Here is a 24,343-nt window from a genome sequence, read left to right on the forward strand (position 1 = left end):
GTCTGCTACAGCGATTTGATCGGCGTTTTGCCGTTACTTATCCAGATGACGGGCGATTTGCCGCAGCATTCCGTGAAAGGTCTGCACATCGGCACGGGTCAGGTTCAGGCGCGACCACATGTTCCGCAGGGACAGTTTCATTCCCGGCACCTTGGTCTCGGGGAAGAAGAAGCCCGCCGCATCCAGACGCTGCTCGAAATGATCGCCCAGCTTTTCGACCTCGATCTGCGTGGCGAAATCGGTGCGGGCAAGTTCCATCACCTCGGGCGGCACGTCGGTCGTCTGGCGACGCCACTCATAGGCCGTAAGCAGCACGCATTGCGCCAGATTCAGCGATGCGAAATCCGGGTTCACCGGCACGGTGATCAGCGCGTTGGCTCGAACGACGTCGTCATTCTCCAGCCCTGCCCGCTCCGGCCCAAACAGAACGCCGACGCGCTTGCCCTCGGCCGCCATTGCGCGGGCGTGTTCCATCGCGCGCTCCGGCGTCATCACGGGCCGCGTCAGCTCCCGCCCCCGCGCGGTCGTTGCGAAGACGTAATCGCAATCGGCGACCGAGGCCGCCACATCCGGGAATATCCCCGCCCCATCCAGCACCCTACCCGCACCGCTGGCCATCGCATTCGCCTTGGGGTTCGGCCAGCCGTCGCGCGGGTCCACGATCCGCATCCGGTCCAGGCCGAAATTCAGCATCGCGCGGGCGGCGGCGCCGATATTCTCGCCCATCTGCGGGCGGACGAGGATGAATGCAGGCTGGATCATGGGAAAACCTTTCGGAACGCGCGCCTGATACGCCCGCCCATGCCCAATGGTCAAGACGCGCCGGATACGCTAAAGCAGCCCGATCCGCCGACAGGAGAGCCTGAGATGACCGAGACCGAGCGCCCGCAGATCTATCTTTCGACCCCCGCAGAGTTCGATCCCGACATCTTTGCCGGGCGCCTCACCGCGGTTCTGGATGGGGCGGATGTCGCTTGCGTCCGGCTCGCGCTGGCCACCAAGGACGAGGATCGCGTCTCACGCGCCGCCGATGCGCTGCGCGAAATCTGCCATGCGCGCGACGTCGCCATCGTGATCGAGAACCACGTCCTGCTGGTCGAGCGTCTGGGTCTGGACGGCGTCCATCTGACCGACGGCGCCCGTTCGGTCCGCAAGGTTCGCAAGGACCTTGGCGCCGATGCCATCGTGGGCGCGTTCTGCGGCAACAGCCGGCACGAAGGAATAAACGCAGGCGAAGGCGGTGCGGACTACGTCGTCTTCGGCCCCGCGGGTGCGACCCCCCTCGGCGATGGCAGCCATGCCGAACAGGAGCTGTTCGCCTGGTGGTCCGAGATGATCGAGGTTCCGGTCGTCGCCGAAGGCGCGCTTACGACGGAACTGATCGCAAAGCTGGGTCCGGTCACCGATTTCTTCGGCATCGGCGACGAGATCTGGCGCGAGGATGATGCGCTGGCTGCGCTGCAAAAGCTGATCGCCTGAGCACGTAGCGCCGAAGGCGCGCAGGCGAGGCAAAAGGCTCGGCGCGCCAGCGCCTCTATCGGATTGCGGCGGGATGAGCGGAACGAACTGCTTCTTCCGCCGCCAACGCCAACTTCTTGCGATCCCCGGCATCGGCCACCGCGATGGGTTTGTGGAACACCACATCGACCCTGCCGCCAAAGGGCCCGGCCAGTATCTTCTTCAGGTGCGGCCCGAAATCCATCCCGCCCCACCAACCATAGAAACGCACATCCTTGCCCCGCGGCGCCACATAGACGACCGTGACGGGCTGGATCGACATGCGCTCCTTCAGGTCGGGCGTGAAGAAGGCCGCGAACAGGGTGGATTTGAACGGCAGCACATGGCGCGTGTCGGTGCTGGTGCCCTCGGGGAAGAACAGCAGGTGATGCCCCGCCCGCAGGCGCGTTTCGAACAAGGTCTGCTGGACCTTCGCCTCGCCGCCGCGCCGATTGATGAACACGGTTCCCGTGGCCCGTGCCAGCCAGCCGATGCCGGGCCAGCCCGCCACCTCGGCCTTGGACACGAAATACACCCGCTGGACCGAGTTGAGGACGAAGATGTCCAGCCAGCTTCCATGGTTCGCGACAACCGCGCCCTGACGCCGCATAGGATCGCCCGTGCGGCGCACGCGAATACCAAGGATCGCCAGCGCCGCCTTGCAGACGCCTTGCGTCACGAAAGGCGTGATGGGCCGCGCAAAACCGAACAGCGGCTTTTCCACCAGCCGCAGCAGCAGCAACAGCAGCAGCCCGCCATAGACGACCGCCCCAAGAACCGGAATCCGCAGCACCAGACGCAGCCAACCGGCAGCGCCGATCGTATCGGGCGCCGCTTCCTCTCCCTGCCACGTCATGCTACTGCCCCTGCTTTCGCGCGTAGAAGTCGCGGTGCTTGGACGACATCTGCGCCGTGTCCATCACCAGGCAGACGTCTATCGTGTTGAACGCGTGGTCGATCCACGCTCCCTCACCCACGAACCCACCGACGCGCAGATAGGCTTTGATCAGGGCCGGCGTCGCCAGCATCGCAGCTTTGCGGTCGATCTGGTCGGTGGGGACAAGATTCATCTTCTGATACTGCTCGGGCCGCGCCCGCACCCGCAACGCCGGCGGCGCAAGGTGGTTCTGGTGAAGATAGGACAGCGGTTGCGCCAATGCCTCGGCGTCGGTGCCGTGGAAGCTCGCCGTTCCGAACAGCACCTCGATCTCCCGCTCGGCCACGTAATCGGCCAGGCCGTTCCAGAGGTGCAGCATCGCCGTGCCGCCCCGAAACTCCGGCAGCACGCAAGAGCGGCCCAGTTCCAGCAGACGGCGCCCCGAAGACTTCAGCGCCGACACGTCATACTCGCCCTCGGAGTAGAAGCCCCCCGCCGCCTCGGCCCGGTCGCCCGGCAGCAGGCGATAGACGCCGACCACATCCTCCAGCGCCTCGGCATCGCGGCGGCGGTCGATCAGCAGCAGATGGTCGAAATGCGGATCGAAGGCATCACGCTCCAGCTTGCGGTCGTGGTCGACCATCTCGCCATCGCCGCCAAGCTCCTCGACGAAGACGTGATAGCGCAGGCGCTGCGCCGCCATCAGGTCGCGTTCGTCACGGGCAAGCCGAAGTGAGAAATATGGTTCCGTCGGGATCATGGCCGAAAGCCCTAGCGACTGGCGAGGCGAATTGCAATCGGACGGTTGATCTGCACGGCGCGGCGCATTACCCAAGTCTCAGGCATCGAAAACCGGCGACAGATCCACATACCGTCCGTCGATCACGACCTTGCCTGCATGTTCGAAGTTGACGGTGATCCTGTTCTTGATGTTGGACTGAACCTGCCCCAGCCCCCATTCCGGCTGGTCAGGGTGGCGCACATACATGCCCGGCTCCAGTATCGCGTTCATCAACCCTCCTGCGGAGCCACGCATGACCCCGAAACACGACTTTGCGGAGCTGATCGGCTCCCGCATCTGCCACGACCTTATCAGCCCGATCGGCGCGATCGGCAATGGGGTGGAACTGATGCAGATGGAGCTGCCCGGCGCTGGCCCTGAAATGGCGCTGATTTCGGAAAGCGTGGCGAATGCCAATGCCCGCATCCGCTTCTTCCGCGTGGCGTTCGGCGCAGCAAGCGAGGAGCAACGCATCGGGCGCGGCGAGGTCACGTCGATCCTTGCCGACCTGATGCGCGGTGTGCGGCTTTCGGTCGATTGGCAGGGGCCGGTGGATATGGCCCGAGCCGAGGTGAAGATCGTCTTCCTGTTGATCCAGTGCCTTGAGACGGCGATGCCCTATGGCGGGCGGATCACCGTCGCGCAGGGCACCGAATGGACCGTGACGGGTCAGGCCCCACGTTTCCGCGACATCGCCCAGTTCTGGTCGATCCTGTCGGGCGCGGGTGGCGATGTCGCCCCCGCGCAGGTCCAGTTCGCGCTGGCCCCCGCCGAGGCGGCGCGTCTGGGCCGGGCGATCACGCTCAGCCAGGCCCCGGACGCGATCACCCTGTCGTTTTAGGGCCGGATCGTTCCGTTCCCCGTCACCAGATATTTGAAGCTGGTCAGTTGCTCGGCCCCCACCGGGCCGCGCGCATGCATCTTGCCCGTGGCAATGCCGATTTCCGCGCCCATCCCGAATTCGCCCCCATCTGCGAACTGCGTCGAGGCGTTCTGGAGCAGGATGGCGGAATCGAGCCGTGTGAAGAATTCCTGCGCCGTCGCCGCGTTTTCGGTCAGGATCGCCTCGGTATGGCCCGAGCCATGGGCGCGGATGTGATCGATGGCCGCATCCACCCCGTCGACGATCTTGGCCGCGATGATACTGTCAAGGAACTCCTGCCCAAAATCGTCCGGCTGCGCTTGAACGGTGCCGGGGATCAGCAGATCGCCCTCTGTCCGCACTTCGACGCCGGCTTTCAGCAGATCCTCGATCAGCACCGCGCCATGTTTGGCAAAGAAGCCCCGGTCGATCAGCAGGCATTCCGCAGCCCCGCAGACCCCCGTGCGCCGCGTCTTCGAGTTCATCACCACCGCCCGCGCCTTTTCCAGATCGGCGTCGCGGTCGGCATAGACGTGGTTGATCCCCTCCAGATGGGCGAAGACCGGCACCCGCGCCTCGCGCTGGACAAGGCCGACGAGGCCCTTGCCGCCGCGCGGGACGATCACGTCGATATGTTCCACCATCCGCAGCATCTCGGTCACCGCATCGCGGTCCTGCGTCGGAACCAGCTGGATCGCGTCTTCGGGCAGCCCCGCCTGACGCAGACCTTCCACCAGACAGGCATGGATCGCTGCCGAGGATTGCGCGCTTTCCGACCCGCCGCGCAGGATCACTGCATTGCCCGATTTCAGGCACAGCGCCCCGGCATCCGCCGTCACGTTCGGCCGGCTTTCATAGATCACCCCGATGACGCCCAAGGGCGTGCGAACGCGGCGGATATGCAGCCCGTTCGGACGATCCCATTCGGCGATGACCTCGCCCACGGGGTCCTTCTGTTCCGCAATGGCGCGCAGGCTGTCCACGATCCCGCGCAGGCGGTCTTCGTTCAGCACAAGGCGGTCCAGCATCGCACCCGACAGCCCTCGGGATCGGGCTGCGTCAAGATCACGGGCGTTGGCGGCAAGGATTCCGGCGGCGCTCGTCTGCACGGCATTGGCTGCGCCGATCAGCGCGGCATGCTTGCGCTCGGCTGGGGCGAAGGCCAGCACCGCCGCTGCCGCGCGCGCCTTCGCGCCGATCTGCTGCATCAGGCCACTCACCGATCCGCCGTCCATCTTCCCGTCTCCTTCAAAGCACCATGTCGTCGCGGTGCACCAATGCGGCGCGGCCGGGATAGCCCAGCAGCGCCTCGATCTCGTTCGAGCGGTGGCCCGCGATGGCCCTCGCCTCGGCCGAGGTATAGCGGGTCAGGCCTTTGCCCAGCACCTCACCCTCGGCATTGACGATCTCCACCGGATCGCCGCGTCCGAAAGCCCCCGCAACCTGCGTGACACCCGCCGGAAGAAGCGACTTGCCCCCGGCCAGCGCCATCACCGCACCTGCATCCACGCGGATCTGCCCGCGCGGTTTCATCGCGTTGATCCAGCGTTTGCGCGCGGCCTGCGGATCGCCCTGCGGCACGAACCACGTGCGTGAAGCGCCGTCCGCCAGCGCCTTCAGCGGACGCTCGACCGAGCCTTCCATGATCGCCATCGCACAGCCACCGGCAAGCGCCGTCTTGGCCGCCATCAGCTTCGTCTTCATCCCGCCCTTGGACAGGCCAGAAATGGGATCGCCCGCCATAGCTTCGATCCCCGGCGTGATCTGGTCGATCACGTCGAACTTCACCGCGGACGGGTCTTCCTTGGGATTGGCAGAATAGAAGCCATCGACGTCCGACAGCAGGATGAGTTGATCCGCCCCGACCGTAACCGCAATCTGCGCCGCAAGCCGGTCGTTGTCGCCGAACCGTATCTCATCCGTCGCCACGGTATCGTTCTCGTTCACGATGGGCACGACGCCAAGGCCAAGCAGCGTCTCCAGCGTGGCGCGGCTGTTCAGATACCGACGCCGATCCGCTGTATCCTCAAGCGTGACAAGCACTTGCGCGGTGATGATGCCATGGGGTGCGAGCACCTCCTCATAGGCGCGGGCCAAGCGGATCTGACCGACAGCCGCCGCCGCCTGCGATTGCTCCAGCGCCAAGGAGCCGTAGCCGAGCCCCAGCACCCGCCGCCCAAGCGCGATGGAACCGGACGACACCAGGATCACATCCGTCCCGCGCGCCTTCGCGGCGGCGACATCCTCGGCCAAAGCTTCCAGCCAGCCCAGCTTCAGCCCGGCATCGCGATCCACCAACAGCGCCGAGCCGATCTTGACGACCAGCCGCCGCGCCTGAGCCACATCGGGTATCAGGGTTGCCAAGGCGCGGGGTCCTCATCAACCACATTGGCGGCATCGATCTCCGAAAGTATCGCGCGAAGAACGTCCTGCAAGCCCTTGTTTGCAGCGCCGGAAATCACGAAAACCTTCCCGTCCGACACTTCCTCCAGCGCCGCACGGCGTTCCGCGATCGTTTCGTCATCCAGCGCGTCGATCTTGTTCAGCGCGACGATGCGGGGCTTGTTGCCAAGCTCCTCGGCATAGGCATCCAACTCGGTCACGATGGTCTCGTAATCGGTAACCACATCTTCCGAGGTGCCATCGACCAGGTGCAGCAGGACCGAGCAGCGTTCGACATGGGCAAGAAACTGGGTGCCGAGACCCCGCCCCTCGGACGCGCCTTCGATCAGACCCGGAATATCGGCCATCACGAACTCACGCCCATCCACCCCGACGACGCCAAGGTTCGGGACCAAGGTGGTGAAAGGATAATCCGCGATCTTCGGGCGCGCATTCGACACGGCGGCAAGGAAGGTGGATTTCCCCGCATTCGGCAGGCCGACCAGCCCTGAATCCGCGATCAGCTTCAAGCGCAGCCAAAGCGTCCGCTCCACCCCTTCCTGACCGGGGTTCGCGCGCGAAGGCGAGCGGTTGGTCGAGGATTTGAAATGCAGGTTGCCCCAGCCACCATTGCCACCCTTGGCAAGCAGGATACGCTGACCCACCTCGGTCAGATCGGCGATGACGGACTCCTCATCCTCGTCGATGATTTCGGTGCCGACCGGAACGCGCAGCACGATGTCGTCGCCGGTCTTGCCGGTGCGTTGGCTGCCCATGCCCTGCTGGCCGGACTTGGCGAAGAAATGCTGTTGATAGCGAAAATCGATGAGCGTGTTCAGCCCCTCCACCGCCTCGGCCCAGACGGAGCCGCCATTGCCGCCGTCACCGCCATCGGGGCCGCCGAACTCGATGAACTTCTCGCGCCGGAAGCTGACGCAGCCCGACCCGCCCCCGCCCGAACGAATATAGACTTTGCACAGGTCGAGGAACTTCATCGGTCGGGCTTTCTGTTGTGTCCGTTCAGTTAGAACCTTTCGGCAAGGTTCTCAATCGAGTTTGCGGATATAGGTCCATGTTGGCACGCGCGAGTTGCGCGCAACCGAGAAGCTTTCGGCGTCGCCCAGATACTGGAACCCGCAGTTGGTCAGCACGCGCGCAGAGCCGGGATTGTCCTGAAACACCTCGGCAAAGATCGTGCGGTTCTTTTGCGGATTGGCCTCGATCAGCGCGCGCACAGCCTCAGAGGCGAAACCTGCGTTCCAGAAGGCCGGTCCGACCCAGTATCCGATCTCGGACTGGTCGCGATCCATCTTCTTGAGGCTGATGACGCCCAGAACCTCGCCCAGCCCGCTGGCGGAGCCATCCATGACCCAGACGTCTTCCTCGGTATTCGCGGCCATCACACGGGCAACGAACGCCTCGGTCGCACCGGGCGGCAGCGGATGCGGAATGGACCGCGTTCCTTCGGCCACGCGGCGGTCGCCCGAATACATGGCGAACAGCCCGGCATCGGATTTGCGCACCGGGCGCAACACGATACGACCCGCCGGGATGGTGGGACGGGGGTCAACGGCAACCAAGTCGAGCGTCATGCTGATCCTCCTGGAATCTTGCCTGCTCATGTCGCGCCTTCACATGGCGCTTGAAAACAAAAAGGGACCGGCCCTGCAGCCGATCCCCCTGTTACATTCGAACTGTAAAGGTTCGGCTTACTCGGCGGCCTCCGCCACCGGGAGGACCGAAATGAATGTACGGCCCTTGAGGCCTTTTTTGAAGGTCACGCGGCCTTCGCGCACGGCGAAGATCGTGTGGTCGCGGCCCATGCCGACACCTTCACCCGGGAACCAGGTGGTGCCGCGCTGGCGCACGATGATGTTGCCCGACTCGACAGCCTGACCGCCATACAGCTTCACGCCAAGGCGACGACCGGCCGAGTCGCGACCGTTGCGGGAAGAACCGCCTGCTTTCTTGTGTGCCATGGGGGATTACTCCTTCGATTCGTGGGCTGCGCGGCGCGCATCGGCGGTGCCGGTTGCCGATTTCACGTCGGATTTGTCGCCGCCCGAGGCCAGCACGTCGGTGACGCGCAGCAGGGTCAGGTGTTGACGGTGACCCTTCGTGCGCTGCGACGAATGCTTCCGGCGGCGCTTGACGTAGTGGATCACTTTTTCGCCCTTGATCTGGGCGATGACTTCGGCCTGAACCGCAGCACCGGCCACGAAGGGCACGCCGACGGTGACGTTGTCGCCGCCGACCATCAGGATTTCGTTGAACTGGACTTTGTCGCCAGCTTCGGCTGCAAGCTTCTCGACGCGCAGGATGTCGCCTGCGCGGACGGTGTATTGCTTGCCGCCCGTCTTGAGGACCGCGAACATGGGTCTTTCCTTTTTCTCTCCGCGCCCTGCGGCCCCGGTTTGACCCGGCGTTTGGTGCCTTCGGACTGCGCGCCCTTGCGGACGTAATTGCAAATGGTCCGATCGCCCCGTGGGGCGCCAGACCGGGCGCTTATGAGGGATCGCCCAGCTTCTGTCAACGCAAATGCGTCAGATATCTTCGCCCTGCATGAACATTCCCGCAGCCTCTCCGACATCGCGGGAGATGCGGACGAAAACCTTGTCGAATGCCGCGAACACCGCACCGTTCAGCCGCTGCCCCGCATCAGACGCGGAAAAGTCGAGATAGCTTTGCAGATCCGCATCCGAAAGCGGCCCATAGGCCAAAGCAAGATAGGGGTAAAGCCAGTCCTCCGTCTCGGCCCGGATGGTCGGCTCTTGAGCGCGGACGTCGTCCAGCATCTGATCTTGCGTCAACCCCGGCAGCGCGCCCGATTTCGTCAGCCCCTCATAGAAGGCGAGGTTGGTGTTGAGCGCCCCTGCCACATTCATCTCGACCAGCTGGTTGACCTCGGAAAATTCGCGCAGCACCTCCAGCCGCGGGTCCGATCGCTCGGTCATTTCCTGCACCCGCAGCTTCGCGGCATCTTCGGCAGCATCGTCGATCAGGGCGCGGCGCGCTTCGATCTCCAGCTTGACGATATCGCTGCCGGGTTTGGTGGTCATGAAGGTCAGCATTTCGGAGGCGAGCACGTCCTGCCCCTCCAACTCGGCTGCAAATGCCTCGCCGAACTCCTGCCGCGCGCGATCCACGTCATAGATTCGCTCCAGCATCTGCGTCCAGCGCTCGCCGCCGCGCCCACCCATCAGCTCGTCCTGAATGAGTGCGCCGCTTTCCAGCCCCTCCTCGCGCATGACAGCGACAATGTCCGGAATCATCATCGCATCGGACAGCGCCCGCGCCGTCTCCTGCGCCGCGACCGGGATCGGAGCAGCAAGGAGAATGGCTGTGAAGAATGCGCGCAGCATGTCGGAACCTTTCGGGAAACACGTCTGCGGGACAGGTAGTGCCTGCACCGCCCGATGCCAAGCGCACCTCCGCCCCAAGCCTTGGCGAAATTCTTTCGCCGCGCAGAAAAAAGCCGCTTGCAGTCGGCAGAGCCGCCCGCTAAACGACGCGCCAAGGACGATCCCTGACGCGGAGAGGTGGCAGAGTGGTCGAATGCGGCGGTCTCGAAAACCGTTGTCGGTGTGAGCCGACCCAGGGTTCGAATCCCTGTCTCTCCGCCACTTATCCCCCATAAGTGCAGCATACCATAGACGCCGCCGGCGGCATCAACCTGGTTGATGCGCGCCTTCGAGGCTTTTGGCGATCGCTGCGGTCATCTCCTCCAGCCCATAGGGCTTGGGCAGCACGACCGCGCGCGGGAAGCTGATCATGCTGTCGCCGGTCGCAAGGATGACCGGCAGGCCGGGACGCTGCTCCAGCAGGCGTTCGGCCAGTTCCAGCCCCGACATTCGCGGCAGCTTCATGTCGGTCACCAGAATGTCGATCTCGTGACCTTCCAGCAGCACGAGCGCTTCTTCGGCGCTGGCGGCGGGAACGACCTTGTGGCCGAGTTCTTCCAGCAGGTCGGTCGTGCCCATGCGGATCAGGGCGTCATCCTCGACCAGCAGGATCGTGCGAGACCGAGCCGCCGGGGCCTCCACCGGCTGCTGAACGCGCATGCGCTGGGCTTGGTTTGCCAGAACGTGGCGGATCTTCCGCGCCAGTGCCTCGCGCGTGTAGGGTTTCGAGATCAGATCCACCCCGGCATCCAGCCGCCCGCCATGGACGATGGAATTCTCGGTATAGCCGGAGGTGAACAGCACGGCGAGGTTCGGCAGCCGCTCCTTTGCCTTGCGGGCCAGTTCGGGGCTTTTCAGCGTGCCGGGCATGACGACATCGGTGAAAAGCAGGTCGATCTTCACACCGCTTTCGATCACCGTCAGCCCCGATTGGGCATCGACCGCGCGCAGGACAGTATATCCAAGGTCCGCCAACAGTTCGACGACCGTGTTGCGCACGTCATCGTCATCCTCGACCACCAGAACCGTCTCGGTCCCGCCAGTTACCGATACATCGACCGGTGTGACCTCGACATCCTCGCTCTGCATCGCGCGCGGAAGATAGAGGCGGATGGTCGTGCCATGCCCCGGTTCGGAATAGATCTTGATGTGACCGCCCGACTGTTTGACGAAGCCGTAGACCATGGAAAGCCCGAGGCCGGAGCCCTTGCCCTCGCCCTTGGTCGAAAAGAACGGCTCGAACACGCGGGCGATGATGGCCGGGGTCATGCCGCAGCCGGTATCGGTGACGGCCAGCATCACGTATTGACCCGGATCGACCTCGTCATGGCTGCGGGCATAGGCGTCGTCCAGATGCACGTTGCCAAGCTCGATGGTCAGCCGCCCCTGCCCGTCCATTGCATCGCGGGCGTTGATCGCAAGGTTGAGCAGCGCGTTCTCGATCTGCGTCGGGTCGATGAAGGTGTTCCACAGGCCGCCAGCCTCGACGGTTTCGATCTCGATCCCCTCGCCCAGCGCGCGGCGCAGCATGTCGTCCATGTTGCGCACGAAGCGCGTGACGTTGACGACCCGCGGCTCCAGCGCCTGCCGACGCCCGAAAGCCAGAAGCTGCGAGGCCAGCTTCGATCCGCGCGCGACGCCCGCCATGGCATTCGCCACTCGGCGTTCGGCGCGTTCGTTGTTCATCACATCGGTCGCAAGCAGTTGCAGGTTGCCCGACACGACCTGAAGCAGGTTGTTGAAATCATGCGCGACGCCGCCCGTCAGCTTGCCGATCGTCTCCATCTTCTGGGCCTGGGCAAGCGCGGCCTCGGCGGCGCGGCGTTCTTCGATCGCGTCGATGACGCGCGATTCCAGCGTTTCGTTCAGCGCGCGAAGCTGCTCCTCGGCCCGTTCCCGGTGGCGGACCTGACGTTCAAGATCGCCCGCATGGCGCAGCAAGTCCAGCTCGGCAAGGCGCTGCGCGGTGATGTCGGTATGGATGCCGACCCATTCGCGGATGGTGCCGCCTTCGTCCTTGATCGGAACGCCCCGGATGGCGAAATGCCGCCATGTTCCGTCGGCCCGCCGGACGCGGTGTTCGTGCACGAAGGTCGTCCGTTGCGCGACCGATGCCTGCCATGCCGCAAGCGTGGCGTCGCGCTCGTCGGGATGGACCGCGGCCGTCCAGCCGTAACCCTCGTATTCCTCGCGGGTCTGTCCGGTCAGGCGCGACCAGCCCGGCTGCTCGCCCGCCATGCGCCCGTCGGGGGTGTTGGTCCAGAGATGCCCATGCACGGCATCGACGGCGGCGGCGAACCGTTCGTTGCTGATACGGGCATCGCGTTCGGCAAGGACCAGCGCGGTCATGTCCAGCACCGTGCAGATCACGCCGCCCACCGTGCCGTCGCAGGTTCGGACCGGGGTATAGAACAGATCGAAGACGAATTCCTCGCGCACACCGTCCCGCAGCAGCACCATCGGCTGACGACGATAGGCCTGCGCCTCGCCGCGCATCCCGGTCTCCAACACGCGGCGGTTGAAATCCCAGACCTCGGGCAGAACCTGATCGACGCGGCCACCCATGGCGCCGGGGTGATAGCCGCCGATGATCTCGCGATAGGCGTCGTTATAGATCATCCGATGATCCGGCCCCCACATCATCACCTTGGGGATGGGAGAGTTGAGGATCGTATCCACCGTGGAGCCGAGTGCAGCCGACCATCCGCTCCGCGGCCCAAGCGACGTCGAGGACCAGTCGAAGGCCGCGATCAGGCTGCCGGTTTCGCTGTGCCCGGTCTGCCAGGCCTCGGTGTGGAGTTCGTTCACGGGGGATATTCCAGGGCGTTCGGAAAGCTGAACCGCTGATGTAGCGCGAGGCCCCGGCAAAAGTAAGCCTCCCCGTCATAAAGTTCGACTGGTCGGACTGCGCCGCCGCTCCATCTTTCGATACAGTCATTTGGACCGAAGATATGGGCATCTCGATCGCTGATCTTTTTGCGGCACTGGGCGCGGATTTTCATGCGCCGATGGAGGGCGTGCCCACGGCCACGGTGATCGTCAGGATGCTGATGGCCTGCTGTCTGGGTGGCGTCATCGGGATCGAGCGGGAAATCCATGCGCGCACCGCCGGTCTGCGGACGCATATCCTCGTCTCTCTCGCCTCTTGCCTGTTCACCCTGATCGCGTGGGAGTTGATCGCGACCGAGCTTCCCGAAGGCGTGCGGCACAACACCGACCCGCTGCGCCTGATCGAAGCCGTGACCGCCGGGGTCGCCTTTCTTGCCGCGGGTTCGATCATCACCTCGCGCGGCAGGGTGCAGGGGCTGACGACCGGCGCGGGAATGTGGATGGCGGGGGCGATCGGTCTGGCCTGCGGAACAGGTCGGCTGACGCTGGCGATCCTTGCGACGCTGATCGCCGTTTCCGTGCTGTTTTTGCTACGCCGCATCTCGCATTCCATCGGCCCCAAGGGAGACAGATGAAACTATCAATCGAGTTCGGAGATATGTATCACTGATCCACAACCACTGCGGGAGTCTTACATGAGCGATATCAACCGTATCGAATGCGGCAAACGCATGAGCGAGGCAGTGATCCATAACGGCGTGATCTGGCTTGCCGGGCAGGTCGGACGTCCGGGGCGTTCGGTTTCCGACCAGACCCGCGATTGCCTGGCCGAGATCGACCGCATCCTAGCGCTGGCCGGTTCGAACAAGACGCGCATCCTGTCGGCGCAGGTCTGGCTGGCCGATATCGCGTCCTTCGACGAGATGAACGCCGTCTGGGACGAGTGGGTGCCGCAGGGGCATACCCCTGCGCGGGCAACGGGCGAGGCACGGCTCGCCACGCCCGATTACCTTGTCGAGATCATCGTGACCGCAGCGGCCTAGGCCAGATAGCCGATCAGCGCGCGGGTCGATCCGTCCTTGCCGTCGGCTGGCGCGCCGTCCAGCATCGGCGCCAGCGCCAGCGCCAGCTCCTTGCCAAGCTCCACCCCCCATTGGTCATAGGAGTTGATGCCGAGAACGACGCCTTCGACGAAGACGCGATGTTCATACAGCGCGACGATCTGGCCCAGCACGAAGGGCGTCAGCTTGGGATAGCACAGCGTGGTCGAGGGACGGTTGCCCGGAAAGACGCGGTGGCGCGCCTGACGTTCCAGTTCGTGCCCCTCCAGCCCCTTCTTCTGCATGATCGCCGTCGCCTGCGCCAGCGAGCGGCCGCGCAGCAGCGCCTCGGACTGGGCAAGGCAGTTGGCCACCAGCAGGCGGTGCTGGTGGGCCAGATCCGGCTCGTGCCCTTCCTTGCCGACAAGGAATTCACAAGGGATCACCCGCGTGCCCTGATGGATCAACTGATAGAAGGCGTGCTGGCCGTTGGTCCCCGGCTCGCCCCAGACCACGGGGCCGGAATCGATGGCAAGGTCGGTGCCGTCCATCGCGACGCGCTTGCCGTTCGACTCCATCTCCAACTGCTGCAGATAGGCCGGAAGGCGCGCCAGCCGTTGTTCGTAAGGCAGGACGGCGCGGGTGGCATAGCCGCAAATCTGGTTGTGCCAGATGCCCACCAGCGCCAGCATCACTGGAAGGTTGTCCTCGGGTGCCGCGTGGCGGAAATGGGCGTCCATCGCGGCGGCGCCGGCAAGGAACTGGTCGAAATCCTCGGGGCCGATGGCCAGCATCAGCGACAGGCCGATCGGACCCCACATGGAATAGCGGCCGCCGACCCAATCCTCGAACCCGAACACGCGCGAGGCGTCGATGCCGAAGGCGGCCGTCTTGTCCGCCGCGGTCGAAACGGCAGCGAACTGCGCCGCCGGGTCCTTCACCGTTTTCGCCATCCACGCCTTGGCGGTTTCGGCATTGGTCATCGTCTCGATGGTGGTGAAGGTCTTGGAGGCGACGATCACCAGCGCGGTTTCCGGGTTCAGGCCCGACAGCACATCATGGATATGCGCGCCGTCCACGTTCGACACAAAATGGCAGCGCGGCCCGTCGGCATAGGGCGCAAGCGCGATGGTCGCCATCGCCGGGCCAAGGTCCGATCCGCCGATGCCGATGTTCACCACATCGGTGATCGCGCCGCCCTGCCCCTTGAACGCACCGCCACGCACGTCGCGGGCGAAGGCCTGCATCGCGGCATGGGTCTCGCGCAGCGCCACGGTCGCGTCGGCACCATCCACGGTCACGTCACTGTCCATGTTGCGCAAAAGCGTATGCAGAACCGCGCGGCCCTCGGTCTCGTTGATCTTCGCGCCCGAGAACATCGCGTCGCGTTTCACCGGCAGATCGCGCAGCAACCCGATCAGAAGTTCGCGCGCCTTGGCGTCGATATTGGTCTTGGAATAATCCAGCAGCAGCCCGTCGGCAGAAACCGAGAAGTCCGCAGCGCGATCGTCGTCGAACAGGGTCAGGATCGGACGGTCCGCGACCATCTCGTGATATTCGCGCAGGGCCTGCCAGTCAGTCATGTCATCCTCGTTTCATTCGGCCCAGTGGACCGTGGCGTTGGGAAGAAGTGCGCGGATCGGCGCCTCGGTCAAGGGCAGCTTTTCGGCGCGGACCAGCGCCTCGCGCTTTTCCTGCCCGGTGATCAGCAGGTGGGTCGAAATCGCGCCCTTCAATGGCTTGGCTGTCAGGGTGATGCGCGGCTCCTCCGCACCCGGTGCGCGCATGGGCAGCAATAGCGGCGCGGAATCCGACAGCCCCTCCTCCAGCCGGTCCGCGCCGGGGAACAGCGAGGCGGTGTGCATGTCGCTGCCCATCCCCAAAAGCAGCACCGAGATCGGCAGATGCGGTTTCAACCCCTCGGCCAGAGCATCAAGCGATTCCTCGGGCGTTTCGGTATCGGCATGGATCGGGATGTATCTCGCCGCCGCCGCGCGCCCGACCAGCAGCCGTTCGCGCAGCAACCGAGTGTTGGAACGCGGACTGTCCTCGGACACCCAGCGTTCGTCGTTCAGGAACACGGTGACGTTGGACCAGTCCAGATCGACGCCGGAAAGCGTGTCGAAGATCGGACCCGGCGTGGTGCCACCCGGAACGCAGAGGCTCGCCCGCCCCTCGCGCCGCAGGAAATCGGCCAGCTCGCCCGCGATGGTGTTCGCAAGCGACAGCATCAGAAATTCGCGGTCGGGGTATTCTTCGATCTTCATTCTCGTATATCCCTCCAGCGGCGACCGTCCCGATGCAGCAGCATCAGCGCATCCTCGGGGCCGGACGTGCCGGGTTCATAGCTGTGGGGCCGGTCGCCCCGCGCCTCCCACCCTTGGATGATCGGATCGGCCCAGGCCCATGCCGCCTCCACCTCGTCGCCGCGCATGAACAGGGTCTGGTTGCCCCGGATCACGTCCATGATCAGCCGTTCGTAAGCGTCGGGAATGTCGGCGCCCCCCTCGCCCAGCGCCTCGGCAAAGGACATGTCCAGCGGCACCTGTGCAAGACGCATCCCGCCCGGCCCCGGTTCCTTGATCATGACCATCATGTTCATCCCCTCATTCGGTTGCAGCCGTATGACAAGGACGTTCTCGCGCCATCCTTCGGGGTGATCGAAGATGGAATGCGGCGGCTGACGGAAGGTGATCGCGATTTCCGAGGTCCGCGCCTTCAGACGCTTGCCCGTCCGCAGATAGAAGGGCGTGCCCTTCCAGCGCCAGTTCGCGATGCCGACCTTCAGCGCGATATAGCTTTCGGTCCGGCTTTCAGGGTTTTCGGCATCCTCCAGATAGCCCGGACGCCCACCCCCTGCGCGATACTGGCCGCGCACGATGTCCTCGGGGGCCACCGGCTCCAGCGCGCGGATGACCTTCAGCTTTTCGTCCCGCACCGCGTCGGGGTCGAAGTGATAGGGCGGCTCCATGGCGATCAGGCACAGAAGCTGCATCAGGTGGTTCTGCACCATGTCCCGCATAGCGCCCGATTTGTCGTAATAGGCCCCGCGCCCGTTCACGCCGACGGTCTCCGCCACGGTGATCTGGACATGGTCGATATATTCGGTCTTCCACAGCGGCTCGAACAGGATGTTGGCGAAGCGGACCGCCATCAGGTTCTGAACGGTTTCCTTGCCCAGATAATGGTCGATGCGATAGATTTGTTGTTCGGTGAAATGCTCGGCCAGCACGGCGTTCAATTCGCGTGCGGTCTTCAGATCCTTGCCGAAGGGTTTTTCCACCACGATCCGGCTGTCGGCATCTGCAATGCCATGTTCGTGCAGCCGTTCCGCCAATGCCCCGAACAGCGACGGCGCGACCGAGAAATAGAAGGCCCGGATCACATCCGGGCGCACGACGGCGCGCAGATCGGTCCACCCGTCCTGCCCCACCGCATCGACCCGGACATAGCGGAGAGTTTCAAGAAACTCCTCCAGCGTCTTTGCGTCGCGTTTCGTCGCCGGCACGAATTCCTCGATCGCCTCGCGGGTGAACGCGCGGAAGTCATCGTCACTCATCTCGCCGCGCGCGGCACCGATGATCCGCGCCTCGGCTGGCATCTGGCCACCGACATGGCGACGGTAAAGGCTGGGGAGGATCTTCCGCCGGGCCAGATCGCCCGTGCCGCCGAAGATGACGAGGTCGAACGGATCGACCGGGATAGTCCGCGATACCAAGTCTCTCGTCTCCCGAATATGTTAGCGCAAACGCCTGTGTGATACCGACCGCGCTTCCGCAAGTCCAGAGAGGCGGCGTCCGGGAACACTATAGTTTTGAGAATGCTGATCTTCCAAGCGCGCTGTTGCCGAATGTTCGACATGCCGCCGATGCAAGGTTGCACCACATGCAGCGGTGCGGCCGTCTTTTCTCTGTCATCGAAAGGGTGTATGCCCACGCCCTGATCGAAAGGCTTCCATCATGTCAGGTTCAATCCTGCGTCAGGCGCTTGTCCTCGGCGCGCTCTCCTCCATCGGCCCCTTTGCCATCGACATGTATCTTCCCGCGATGGATGCGATCCGCGTGGGTCTGGAGACGACGGTTCCGGCGATGCAGGGCACGGTCATCGCCTATTTCATCGCCTTCGGTCTGGCACAGCTTGTCTATGGGCCGTGGTCGGACAAGGCGGGGCGGCGCGTGCCGCTTTATGCGGGGCTTGGCATCTTCCTTGTCGGATCGCTCATCTGCACCTTCGCGCCTGACATCTCGACCCTGATCGCGGGCCGCTTCGTGCAGGGGCTTGGCGGGGCGGCGGTCATGGTCGTGCCGCGCGCGATCATCCGCGACCGCTATCGCGGGCACGAGGCGACGCGGCTGATGGCGGCGAACATGCTGGTGATCTCGGTCGTGCCGCTTCTGGCGCCGCTGGCAGGGGCGATGCTGATCCGCTTCTGGGACTGGCGCGAGATTTTCGGCTTCCTCGGTCTTCTGTCGCTCGGCGCGCTGGCGCTGACCCGCTTCGCCCTGCCCGAGACGTTGCCCCCCGAAGCACGGCGCGGCATCAAGGGAGCGGAGCTTCGGCGCGGCCTGCGCCGCATCCTCACGCATAAAAGCTTCCTTGGGCTGACGCTGATCGGCGGTTTCGGCATGGCCAGCTTCTTCGTGTTCATCGCATCGGCCAGCTTCGTCTATTCGTCCTTCTATGGGCTGACACCGACGCAGTTTTCGATCGCCTTCGCGGCCAATGCCATCGGGTTCTTCGCGGCGTCGCAATTCGCGGCCCATCTGGGAATGCGGTTCGGTGCGGTTCGCGTCGTGCTGACCGCCGTGGCCGGGTTCGCCCTTGCGACGACCACGACATTCCTGTTGGTCCTTTCTGGGCTTGATGCCTTGCCGGTGGTGATGATCGGGCTGTTCTGCGGCAATGCCTGCCTTGGGCTGGTCATGCCGACGACGATGGTCCTGGCGCTCGACGAACAGGGCGATCAGGCCGGGCTGGCCTCTTCGGTGGGTGGAACGCTTCAGATGGTGGCGGGCGGCGGGATGATCGCGCTGTCGGCACCGTTCTTCGACGGAACGCCGGTGCCGATGCTGGGCGCGATCGCGCTTTGCGCCATCATCGCCTTCATCCTGTCGCGCGTCATCGTGGCCCGTCAGGCAGCCGCGCTGGCCTGAACCGCGCCCAAGGCCTCGTCCAGCAGATCGAGGCTCGCCCCCGGGCGCGCCGCCCCTTCGGACAGCAACCGCCGCCATGTCCGCGCAGCGGGGCGACCCGCGAACAGGCCAAGCATGTGGCGGGTGATCTGGTTCAGCTTGCCGCCCGACGCCAGATGGTCCGCGATATAGGGGCGCATCGCCTCCACCACCTCGAACGGCGTTGGGGCGAAATCTTCGCCCCAAAGCGCATCCGCCCCGATCAGGACCGAGGCCGGGTCTTGATAGGCGGCGCGTCCGACCATCACCCCGTCCAGCCCCTGTGCCAGCAGGTCCCGCGCCTGATCCAGCGTGGCGATCCCGCCATTGATCGCGATGGCAAGCTCCGGGAACTGCCGCTTCATCGCCACCACCAACGGGTAGTCCAGTGGCGGTATCTCGCGATTCTCCTTCGGCGACAGGCCTTGCAGCCATGCCTTGCGCGCGTGGATGGTGATGCTGCGGACCCCGGCCCCTGCCACGCGCTCGATGAATTCGGGCAGAACCGTTGCCGGGTCCTGATCGTCCACGCCGATGCGGCATTTCACCGTGACCGGAACCTCGGCCACCTCGATCATCGCGCGCAGGCAATCGGCCACCAGCGCCGGGTCCTTCATCAGCACCGCGCCGAAACAGCCAGACTGCACCCGATTTGAGGGACAACCGACGTTCAGGTTGATCTCGTCATAGCCGAACGGCTGCGCCAGCCTCACCGCCTGTGCCAGCTCCGCCGGGACCGAACCGCCGACCTGCAACGCAACGGGATGCTCCATCGCCGCATGACCCAGCAGCCGGTCGCGCGGTCCGTGGATGATCGCCTTGTCCACCACCATTTCGGTGTAAAGAAGCGCGCGCCGCGTCATATGCCGATGGAAGACGCGGCAATGCCGGTCCGTCCAGTCGATCATCGGTGCCACAGCCAGCTTGGGCATGGGGGTCTGGACGCTCATCGGCCTGCCTTGGTGTTGGGGTCTGCTAGATAAGCCCAAGGAGCGCCGAGGTCCAGTGTCAGCGAATGCCCGACAGATCCACCAGCGAGCCATGGATGAACACCGGGTTCGTGCGGCGAAGGACCGGACGGCCCTGCTTCTTGAACTCGAACGTCTGCTCATAGAAGCGGAACAGCAGAAATCCCTCGTGGCGCAGGAAATCCTCCAGCAGACGAAACGGCACATGTGTCCGATTGTAGGGGTTCATCGACGCTTCGACCTGCACGAAATCGGTCCGCGACAGAACTGGCGCAAATCCGATAAGCACATCGAAATCATGGCCTTCTGTGTCGATCTTCAGAAACGAGATGCGATCGACCCCCAACTCCGCAACCATGTCTGCGCCAGTGGTCATCTCCACCTCGACCAGGTTCTCCACCGGGTCGGCATCGGTCGCCAGATGGTTCGCGGCGGACGCGCCTTTGGCCACCATGTTCACTGCACCGCGCGTCTTGCCCAGCGCCTTGTTGTGGGCGGTGATGCCCGGATGCCCCTCGGCCACCGAGGCGAGCTTGCGGAACGCAGCCGGGACAGGCTCGAACGCATGGATGATGGCGTCGGGGAAAGCGGAGGCGAAGGAGGAGGCCGTCTGCCCGACATTGGCCCCAACGTCGAAGATCACCTGCGGCCGCCAATCAGGCAGCCGCGCCGTGATGTCCGACAGTTGCATGGGAAGCTTCGCGGTCGAGTTCATCACATTCGCCTTTTCGTCCGAAACGTTGCGCCAAGCGTAAACCAATGACGCAACTATACTTCAGGGCGAATTATACGGCGAGCGTTAAACTCAGGAGCCGAGGAAATCCAAAAGCGCGGCGTTGAACTCATCGGCATGGCTAACATTCAGACCGTGCGGAGCATCCGGAATGAGGACGAGGCGGCTGGAGGGGATCGCCTCATGCGTGCGTTTGCCAGATCCTTCGAACGGGACCGTCCCATCTCCCGTGCCATGGATCACCAGCGTCGGAACCATGACCTTGGCCAGATCGGCGCGGAAATCCGTCGTGGCGAACGCCTTCATGCATGCCAGCGCCGCCGCCTGGTCCGCCATCTGGCACAGTCCGATCGCTTTTTGCCGATCCGTCTCGCTCACCTTCAATTCCCCATCGACGCTGAAGAATTGCGTAGTGAAGTCGTCGAAGAACGCATCCCGGTCGGCGCGCAGCCCGCCTTCCATCTCGGCAGCCTTGGCGGGTGTCAGCGGACCTTCGGGGTTGTCTGGCCCCTGCATCAGAAAGGGCGGCACGGCGGCTGCGAAGACGACGCTGTGAATGCGGGCTTCACCGTGGTTGGCGATGTAGCGGGCAACCTCGCCACCCCCCATCGAAAAGCCGACCAGCGTCACATCGCGCAGATCGCGCGTCTCAAGATATCCCGCAAGATCCTCAACCAAGCTGTCGTAATCATAACCAAAATCCGGCTTGTCGGAATCGCCGAAGCCCCGGCGGTCATAAGTGATGACCTTGTATCCGGCATCCACCAACGCGGGCACCTGATTTTCCCACGATTTTCCGGAAAGCGGCCAGCCGTGGATAAGCACCACCGGACGCCCGTCCTCGGGGCCAAAGGTCTCGAAATGCAGGGTAATAGTCATGCCGTTTTCTCCGTCGGGTTCCCCCGGTCAACCGAACTGGCGTGACCAAGGTTCCCGCGAAAGACGGACTGTCCGAAAGGACAGGTTGCACGACTCGGGCGGACAGAGGGAATATTTCAACCAGACCTTGCGGGGCCAGCATCAACAGTCGGGGGGCTGTATCGATGCTGGCCCCGTTCCTGTCAGTCGGACCCGAACAGATCGCGCGTGAAGATCTTGCCCGGAACGTCCGACAGATCGGGTGTCGCGCGGTTCGCCACGATCACGTCGCTGTCGCGCTTGAAGCTTTCAAGATCGCGCGTGACGGCGGAACCGAAGAACTGCTCGTCCTCCATCGCGGGTTCATAGACCACGACCTCGACGCCCTTGGCCTTGATCCGCTTCATGATGCCTTGGATCGAGCTTTGGCGGAAGTTGTCCGAACCTGCCTTCATGACCAGACGATAGATTCCCACACGCTTCGGCCCGCGCGCCAGAATCTGATCGGCGATGAAATCCTTGCGGGTGCGGTTGGCATCGACGATAGCGCGGATCAGGTTCTGCGGCACTTCGGAGTAGTTCGCCAGAAGCTGCTTGGAATCCTTGGGCAGGCAATATCCGCCATAGCCGAAGGAGGGGTTGTTGTAATGCCCGCCGATCCGGGGATCGAGACTGATGCCGTCGATGATCTGACGCGTGTTCAGCCCACGGCTGAGCGCATAGCTGTCCAGCTCGTTGAAGAAGGCGACGCGCATCGCAAGATAGGTGTTGGCAAAGAGCTTCACCGCCTCGGCCTCGGCCGGGTCGGTGAACAGGATTTCCACGTCCTTCTTGATCGCACCTTCATGCAGCAGGGCCGCAAATTCCTCGGCCCGCGCCGACTGCTCGCCCACGATGATCCGCGAGGGGTGGAGGTTGTCGTAAAGCGCGCGCCCTTCGCGCAGGAATTCGGGGCTGAAGATCACCTGCGTGGTGTCCAGCCGTTCCGACACGTCCTGCGTATAGCCGACGGGGATGGTGGATTTGATGACGATGGTGGCGTTGGGATTGATGCCGATGACGGTGCGGATCACCTGCTCCACCGACGAGGTGTCGAAGAAGTTCGTCACCGGGTCATAGTTGGTGGGCGTTGCCACGATGACGAAATCGGCATCGGCGAAGGCCTCGACCGCATCGGTCGTGCCGGTCAGGTCCAGCACCTGCGTCGCCAGATACTCCTCCATCTCGGCATCGACGATCGGGCATTTGCGATCGTTGAGCATCGCGACACGCGCTTCGTTCACGTCCAGCGCCCGCACCCGGTTGTGCTGCGCCAGCAGGACCGCGTTGGAAAGCCCGACATAACCGATACCGGCGACGGCAATCTTTTTCCCAGCCATAGGGGTCAAATCCTCACACCATTCAAAACGCTACGTTAATCATCGCGGATCGCCTTGTATACCGGCTTCGCCGCGATGCAGAGAAAATGCGCCTAGCTGCCCGAGGGTTTGTAGACGCCCTGCTCTTTCAGCGCGTCCACCACTTCTTTGGGCATGTAGGTTTCGTCATGTTTGGCAAGGATTTCCGAAGCGACGAACGTCCCCCCGTCCATCGTGCCAGTGCCGACCATACCTTCGTTTTCGCCGAACAGATCGGGAAGAACACCGGTATAGCGGACGGGAACAGAATGCCCGCCATCGGTCACGGCAAAGCTGATCGTCTCGCCCTGCCCGCGCAGCAGCGATCCGGCCTCGACCAGACCGCCGATGCGGAACACTTCACCCTCGCGCGGTGGATCGCTGAGCACCTGGCTGGGCGAGCGGAAGAAGTTGATCCCGTCGCGCATGGCGTAACCGACCAGCGCCGTCGATCCCGCCAGCGCAACGAAGGCCAGCGCGATGATCTGGATACGGCGGCGCTTTTTCAGACTGCGCATTACGGGAAGACGGGCGCGAGGGTCAGACCCGCCGTTTCCTCGATCCCCAGCATCAGGTTGGCGTTCTGCATCGCTTGCCCCGAGGACCCTTTGCACAGGTTGTCCAGCGTCGCGACCACAAGCACACGGCCCGGAATCCGGTCACCCACGACGCCGATATGGACATAGTTCGATCCGCGCACATCATGCGACGACGGCAGCGTGCCGAATGGCAGAACCTTGATGAAGGGCTCCTCGGCATAGGCGGCGGCGAGGGTCTGGTGGACCACCTGCGCATCGCCGCGGACATAGACGCTGGCAAGGATGCCGCGGTTCATCGGGATCAGGTGCGGCGTGAACTGGATCAGGACCGGACGGCCTGCGATCTTGGAAAACTCCTGATCGAACTCGCCAAGGTGACGGTGTTTGCCGCCCGCGCTATAGGCGTTCGTGCCTTCGGACAGCTCGGCATGAAGCAGATTTTCCTTCAGGCTGCGGCCTGCGCCGGAGACGCCATTCTTCAGGTCCATCTGGATTTCGTCCAGATCGATCACCCCCGCCTCGATCAGCGGGCGGACGGCATATTGTCCGGTCGCGGCATTGCAGCCGGTGCCGGCAACCAGACGCGCAGTGCAGATTTCGTCGCGGTAAAACTCGGTCAGGCCATAGACCGCCGTCTTCTGCAATTCGACGGCGGCATGGGGCTGGCCATACCACTTCTCGTATTCCGCCGGATCGCGCAGACGGAAATCGGCGGACAGGTCCACCACCTTCAAGTCGGACGGCAGCGCCGCGATCACGGCCTGCGACGTGGCGTGAGGCAGCGCGCAAAACGCCAGATCGACGCTAGAGAAGTCGATCTCGTCGATCTTCTGCAGCTTGGGCAGGTCCAGATGCCGCAGGAAGGGGAACACGTCGCCCATCGCCATGCCCGCCTTGCGATCGCCCGACAGCGCGACGATCTGCATGGACGGATGGCTGGCGATCAGCCGGACGAGTTCCGCCCCGGTGTAACCCGAGGCGCCAAGGATGGCGATGCGATGCGACATG

General features: G+C 64.0%; 26 protein-coding genes and 1 tRNA gene. 6 read left to right on the forward strand and 21 right to left on the reverse strand.

The features are described from left to right. Nucleotides 1-33 precede the first annotated feature (33 nt). The gene (locus E2K76_RS03665) at nucleotides 34-762 is read right to left on the reverse strand and encodes an RNA methyltransferase (RefSeq protein WP_136682903.1); all 729 of its coding nucleotides are present in this window, start codon (nucleotides 760-762) and stop codon (nucleotides 34-36) included. A gap of 105 nt (nucleotides 763-867) precedes the next feature. Here E2K76_RS03665 and E2K76_RS03670 point away from each other — a divergent pair, with 105 nt between their 5' ends. Next, on the forward strand, nucleotides 868-1,479 hold the full coding sequence (locus E2K76_RS03670) for a thiamine phosphate synthase (protein WP_136682904.1): 612 nt from the start codon (nucleotides 868-870) through the stop codon (nucleotides 1,477-1,479). Nucleotides 1,480-1,534: 55 nt separating this feature from the next. Here the strand turns inward: E2K76_RS03670 and E2K76_RS03675 are convergent, their stop codons facing one another. The 3 genes from E2K76_RS03675 to E2K76_RS03685 all read right to left on the reverse strand — a co-directional run bounded on the left by E2K76_RS03675 (nucleotide 1,535) and on the right by E2K76_RS03685 (nucleotide 3,386). Continuing rightward, nucleotides 1,535-2,353, reverse strand: coding sequence for a lysophospholipid acyltransferase family protein (locus tag E2K76_RS03675; protein ID WP_136682905.1), 819 nt, complete (start codon nucleotides 2,351-2,353; stop codon nucleotides 1,535-1,537). 1 nt (nucleotide 2,354) lies between these two features. Beyond that, complete coding sequence (locus E2K76_RS03680; RefSeq protein ID WP_136682906.1) at nucleotides 2,355-3,134, reverse strand: GNAT family N-acetyltransferase; 780 nt, start codon at nucleotides 3,132-3,134, stop codon at nucleotides 2,355-2,357. A gap of 78 nt (nucleotides 3,135-3,212) precedes the next feature. Then, on the reverse strand, nucleotides 3,213-3,386 hold the full coding sequence (locus E2K76_RS03685) for a DUF3553 domain-containing protein (protein WP_136682907.1): 174 nt from the start codon (nucleotides 3,384-3,386) through the stop codon (nucleotides 3,213-3,215). Between the two features lie 22 nt (nucleotides 3,387-3,408). Here E2K76_RS03685 and E2K76_RS03690 point away from each other — a divergent pair, with 22 nt between their 5' ends. Then, nucleotides 3,409-3,996, forward strand: coding sequence for a histidine phosphotransferase family protein (locus E2K76_RS03690; protein WP_136682908.1), 588 nt, complete (start codon nucleotides 3,409-3,411; stop codon nucleotides 3,994-3,996). On the opposite strand, the gene E2K76_RS03695 is transcribed toward E2K76_RS03690, so the two are convergent. The 7 genes from E2K76_RS03695 to E2K76_RS03725 form a co-directional block, all read right to left on the reverse strand. Continuing rightward, complete coding sequence (locus E2K76_RS03695) at nucleotides 3,993-5,252, reverse strand: glutamate-5-semialdehyde dehydrogenase (RefSeq protein ID WP_136682909.1); 1,260 nt, start codon at nucleotides 5,250-5,252, stop codon at nucleotides 3,993-3,995. The two genes, E2K76_RS03690 and E2K76_RS03695, sit on opposite strands and share 4 nt — an antisense overlap. A 13-nt stretch (nucleotides 5,253-5,265) precedes the next feature. Beyond that, a complete protein-coding gene (proB, locus tag E2K76_RS03700; RefSeq protein ID WP_136682910.1) occupies nucleotides 5,266-6,381 on the reverse strand; it encodes a glutamate 5-kinase in 1,116 nt (371 codons plus the stop codon). After that, nucleotides 6,369-7,394 carry a GTPase ObgE gene (obgE, locus tag E2K76_RS03705; protein WP_136682911.1) on the reverse strand — a complete coding sequence of 342 codons (1,026 nt, stop codon included), beginning with the start codon at nucleotides 7,392-7,394 and terminating at the stop codon, nucleotides 6,369-6,371. Before obgE ends, proB begins: the two co-directional genes overlap by 13 nt. 51 nt (nucleotides 7,395-7,445) lie before the next feature. Further along, on the reverse strand, nucleotides 7,446-7,991 hold the full coding sequence (locus E2K76_RS03710) for a GNAT family N-acetyltransferase (protein WP_136682912.1): 546 nt from the start codon (nucleotides 7,989-7,991) through the stop codon (nucleotides 7,446-7,448). 117 nt (nucleotides 7,992-8,108) lie between these two features. Further along, nucleotides 8,109-8,378 carry a 50S ribosomal protein L27 gene (gene rpmA / locus E2K76_RS03715; protein WP_136682913.1) on the reverse strand — a complete coding sequence of 90 codons (270 nt, stop codon included), beginning with the start codon at nucleotides 8,376-8,378 and terminating at the stop codon, nucleotides 8,109-8,111. Nucleotides 8,379-8,384: 6 nt separating this feature from the next. Beyond that, complete coding sequence (rplU, locus tag E2K76_RS03720) at nucleotides 8,385-8,774, reverse strand: 50S ribosomal protein L21 (RefSeq protein ID WP_136682914.1); 390 nt, start codon at nucleotides 8,772-8,774, stop codon at nucleotides 8,385-8,387. A gap of 168 nt (nucleotides 8,775-8,942) precedes the next feature. Continuing rightward, nucleotides 8,943-9,761: a hypothetical protein gene (locus tag E2K76_RS03725; protein WP_136682915.1), complete on the reverse strand. Its 819-nt coding sequence runs from the start codon at nucleotides 9,759-9,761 to the stop codon at nucleotides 8,943-8,945. A gap of 171 nt (nucleotides 9,762-9,932) precedes the next feature. On the opposite strand from E2K76_RS03725, the gene E2K76_RS03730 reads away from it, so the two are divergent. Next, nucleotides 9,933-10,022: transfer RNA gene (locus E2K76_RS03730), tRNA-Ser, on the forward strand. A 45-nt stretch (nucleotides 10,023-10,067) separates the two neighbouring features. On the opposite strand, the gene E2K76_RS03735 is transcribed toward E2K76_RS03730, so the two are convergent. Further along, complete coding sequence (locus E2K76_RS03735) at nucleotides 10,068-12,608, reverse strand: hybrid sensor histidine kinase/response regulator (RefSeq protein ID WP_136682916.1); 2,541 nt, start codon at nucleotides 12,606-12,608, stop codon at nucleotides 10,068-10,070. A gap of 143 nt (nucleotides 12,609-12,751) precedes the next feature. On the opposite strand from E2K76_RS03735, the gene E2K76_RS03740 reads away from it, so the two are divergent. Then, nucleotides 12,752-13,264, forward strand: a complete 513-nt coding sequence (locus E2K76_RS03740; protein WP_220432166.1) for an MgtC/SapB family protein — start codon at nucleotides 12,752-12,754, stop codon at nucleotides 13,262-13,264. A 60-nt stretch (nucleotides 13,265-13,324) separates the two neighbouring features. Beyond that, nucleotides 13,325-13,672, forward strand: a complete 348-nt coding sequence (locus E2K76_RS03745; protein WP_136682917.1) for a RidA family protein — start codon at nucleotides 13,325-13,327, stop codon at nucleotides 13,670-13,672. Here E2K76_RS03745 and pgi read toward each other — a convergent pair. The 3 genes from pgi to zwf are packed head-to-tail and all read right to left on the reverse strand — an operon-like array spanning nucleotide 13,669 to nucleotide 17,387. Next, nucleotides 13,669-15,252: a glucose-6-phosphate isomerase gene (gene pgi, locus E2K76_RS03750; RefSeq protein WP_136682918.1), complete on the reverse strand. Its 1,584-nt coding sequence runs from the start codon at nucleotides 15,250-15,252 to the stop codon at nucleotides 13,669-13,671. The genes E2K76_RS03745 and pgi overlap by 4 nt on opposite strands. Nucleotides 15,253-15,264: 12 nt before the next feature. Continuing rightward, nucleotides 15,265-15,936 carry a 6-phosphogluconolactonase gene (pgl, locus tag E2K76_RS03755; RefSeq protein WP_136682919.1) on the reverse strand — a complete coding sequence of 224 codons (672 nt, stop codon included), beginning with the start codon at nucleotides 15,934-15,936 and terminating at the stop codon, nucleotides 15,265-15,267. Beyond that, the gene (gene zwf / locus E2K76_RS03760) at nucleotides 15,933-17,387 is read right to left on the reverse strand and encodes a glucose-6-phosphate dehydrogenase (protein ID WP_136682920.1); all 1,455 of its coding nucleotides are present in this window, start codon (nucleotides 17,385-17,387) and stop codon (nucleotides 15,933-15,935) included. Before zwf ends, pgl begins: the two co-directional genes overlap by 4 nt. A 241-nt stretch (nucleotides 17,388-17,628) precedes the next feature. Between zwf and E2K76_RS03765 the strand changes: the two genes are divergently transcribed. Beyond that, nucleotides 17,629-18,822: a multidrug effflux MFS transporter gene (locus E2K76_RS03765; protein ID WP_136682921.1), complete on the forward strand. Its 1,194-nt coding sequence runs from the start codon at nucleotides 17,629-17,631 to the stop codon at nucleotides 18,820-18,822. Here E2K76_RS03765 and dusA read toward each other — a convergent pair. The 6 genes from dusA to argC form a co-directional block, all read right to left on the reverse strand. Continuing rightward, nucleotides 18,801-19,748, reverse strand: coding sequence for a tRNA dihydrouridine(20/20a) synthase DusA (dusA, locus tag E2K76_RS03770; protein WP_246032882.1), 948 nt, complete (start codon nucleotides 19,746-19,748; stop codon nucleotides 18,801-18,803). The genes E2K76_RS03765 and dusA overlap by 22 nt on opposite strands. Before the next feature lie 100 nt (nucleotides 19,749-19,848). Beyond that, nucleotides 19,849-20,523 (reverse strand): FkbM family methyltransferase, encoded by a 675-nt coding sequence (locus E2K76_RS03775; protein WP_136682922.1) that lies wholly within the window; start codon nucleotides 20,521-20,523, stop codon nucleotides 19,849-19,851. 90 nt (nucleotides 20,524-20,613) lie between these two features. Further along, entirely contained in the window at nucleotides 20,614-21,420 is an 807-nt protein-coding gene (locus tag E2K76_RS03780; protein ID WP_136682923.1) for an alpha/beta fold hydrolase, read from the reverse strand. Between the two features lie 182 nt (nucleotides 21,421-21,602). Beyond that, nucleotides 21,603-22,778, reverse strand: coding sequence for a nucleotide sugar dehydrogenase (locus tag E2K76_RS03785; protein WP_136682924.1), 1,176 nt, complete (start codon nucleotides 22,776-22,778; stop codon nucleotides 21,603-21,605). 92 nt (nucleotides 22,779-22,870) lie between these two features. Next, entirely contained in the window at nucleotides 22,871-23,314 is a 444-nt protein-coding gene (gene ccmE / locus E2K76_RS03790; RefSeq protein ID WP_136682925.1) for a cytochrome c maturation protein CcmE, read from the reverse strand. Further along, on the reverse strand, nucleotides 23,314-24,342 hold the full coding sequence (gene argC / locus E2K76_RS03795; RefSeq protein WP_136682926.1) for an N-acetyl-gamma-glutamyl-phosphate reductase: 1,029 nt from the start codon (nucleotides 24,340-24,342) through the stop codon (nucleotides 23,314-23,316). The genes ccmE and argC overlap by 1 nt, the downstream gene beginning before the upstream one ends. Between the last annotated feature and the right edge of the window lies 1 nt (nucleotide 24,343).

Origin of the sequence: Falsirhodobacter xinxiangensis, assembly GCF_004959935.1 — a bacterium.
Lineage (GTDB): Bacteria > Pseudomonadota > Alphaproteobacteria > Rhodobacterales > Rhodobacteraceae > Falsirhodobacter > Falsirhodobacter xinxiangensis.

Excerpts from the sequence above, each read along its gene's own strand:
- E2K76_RS03665 (WP_136682903.1), bottom strand. The coding sequence starts at position 762 with ATGATCCAGCCTGCATTCATCCTCGTCCGCCCGCAGATGGGCGAGAAT.
- E2K76_RS03670 (WP_136682904.1), top strand. The coding sequence starts at position 868 with ATGACCGAGACCGAGCGCCCGCAGATCTATCTTTCGACCCCCGCAGAG.
- E2K76_RS03675 (WP_136682905.1), bottom strand. The coding sequence starts at position 2,353 with ATGACGTGGCAGGGAGAGGAAGCGGCGCCCGATACGATCGGCGCTGCC.
- E2K76_RS03680 (WP_136682906.1), bottom strand. The coding sequence starts at position 3,134 with ATGATCCCGACGGAACCATATTTCTCACTTCGGCTTGCCCGTGACGAA.
- E2K76_RS03685 (WP_136682907.1), bottom strand. The coding sequence starts at position 3,386 with ATGAACGCGATACTGGAGCCGGGCATGTATGTGCGCCACCCTGACCAG.
- E2K76_RS03690 (WP_136682908.1), top strand. The coding sequence starts at position 3,409 with ATGACCCCGAAACACGACTTTGCGGAGCTGATCGGCTCCCGCATCTGC.
- E2K76_RS03695 (WP_136682909.1), bottom strand. The coding sequence starts at position 5,252 with ATGGACGGCGGATCGGTGAGTGGCCTGATGCAGCAGATCGGCGCGAAG.
- obgE (WP_136682911.1), bottom strand. The coding sequence starts at position 7,394 with ATGAAGTTCCTCGACCTGTGCAAAGTCTATATTCGTTCGGGCGGGGGC.
- E2K76_RS03710 (WP_136682912.1), bottom strand. The coding sequence starts at position 7,991 with ATGACGCTCGACTTGGTTGCCGTTGACCCCCGTCCCACCATCCCGGCG.
- rpmA (WP_136682913.1), bottom strand. The coding sequence starts at position 8,378 with ATGGCACACAAGAAAGCAGGCGGTTCTTCCCGCAACGGTCGCGACTCG.
- rplU (WP_136682914.1), bottom strand. The coding sequence starts at position 8,774 with ATGTTCGCGGTCCTCAAGACGGGCGGCAAGCAATACACCGTCCGCGCA.
- E2K76_RS03725 (WP_136682915.1), bottom strand. The coding sequence starts at position 9,761 with ATGCTGCGCGCATTCTTCACAGCCATTCTCCTTGCTGCTCCGATCCCG.
- E2K76_RS03740 (WP_220432166.1), top strand. The coding sequence starts at position 12,752 with ATGGGCATCTCGATCGCTGATCTTTTTGCGGCACTGGGCGCGGATTTT.
- E2K76_RS03745 (WP_136682917.1), top strand. The coding sequence starts at position 13,325 with ATGAGCGATATCAACCGTATCGAATGCGGCAAACGCATGAGCGAGGCA.
- pgi (WP_136682918.1), bottom strand. The coding sequence starts at position 15,252 with ATGACTGACTGGCAGGCCCTGCGCGAATATCACGAGATGGTCGCGGAC.
- pgl (WP_136682919.1), bottom strand. The coding sequence starts at position 15,936 with ATGAAGATCGAAGAATACCCCGACCGCGAATTTCTGATGCTGTCGCTT.
- E2K76_RS03765 (WP_136682921.1), top strand. The coding sequence starts at position 17,629 with ATGTCAGGTTCAATCCTGCGTCAGGCGCTTGTCCTCGGCGCGCTCTCC.
- dusA (WP_246032882.1), bottom strand. The coding sequence starts at position 19,748 with ATGATCGACTGGACGGACCGGCATTGCCGCGTCTTCCATCGGCATATG.
- E2K76_RS03775 (WP_136682922.1), bottom strand. The coding sequence starts at position 20,523 with ATGAACTCGACCGCGAAGCTTCCCATGCAACTGTCGGACATCACGGCG.
- E2K76_RS03780 (WP_136682923.1), bottom strand. The coding sequence starts at position 21,420 with ATGACTATTACCCTGCATTTCGAGACCTTTGGCCCCGAGGACGGGCGT.
- E2K76_RS03785 (WP_136682924.1), bottom strand. The coding sequence starts at position 22,778 with ATGGCTGGGAAAAAGATTGCCGTCGCCGGTATCGGTTATGTCGGGCTT.
- ccmE (WP_136682925.1), bottom strand. The coding sequence starts at position 23,314 with ATGCGCAGTCTGAAAAAGCGCCGCCGTATCCAGATCATCGCGCTGGCC.
- argC (WP_136682926.1), bottom strand. The coding sequence starts at position 24,342 with ATGTCGCATCGCATCGCCATCCTTGGCGCCTCGGGTTACACCGGGGCG.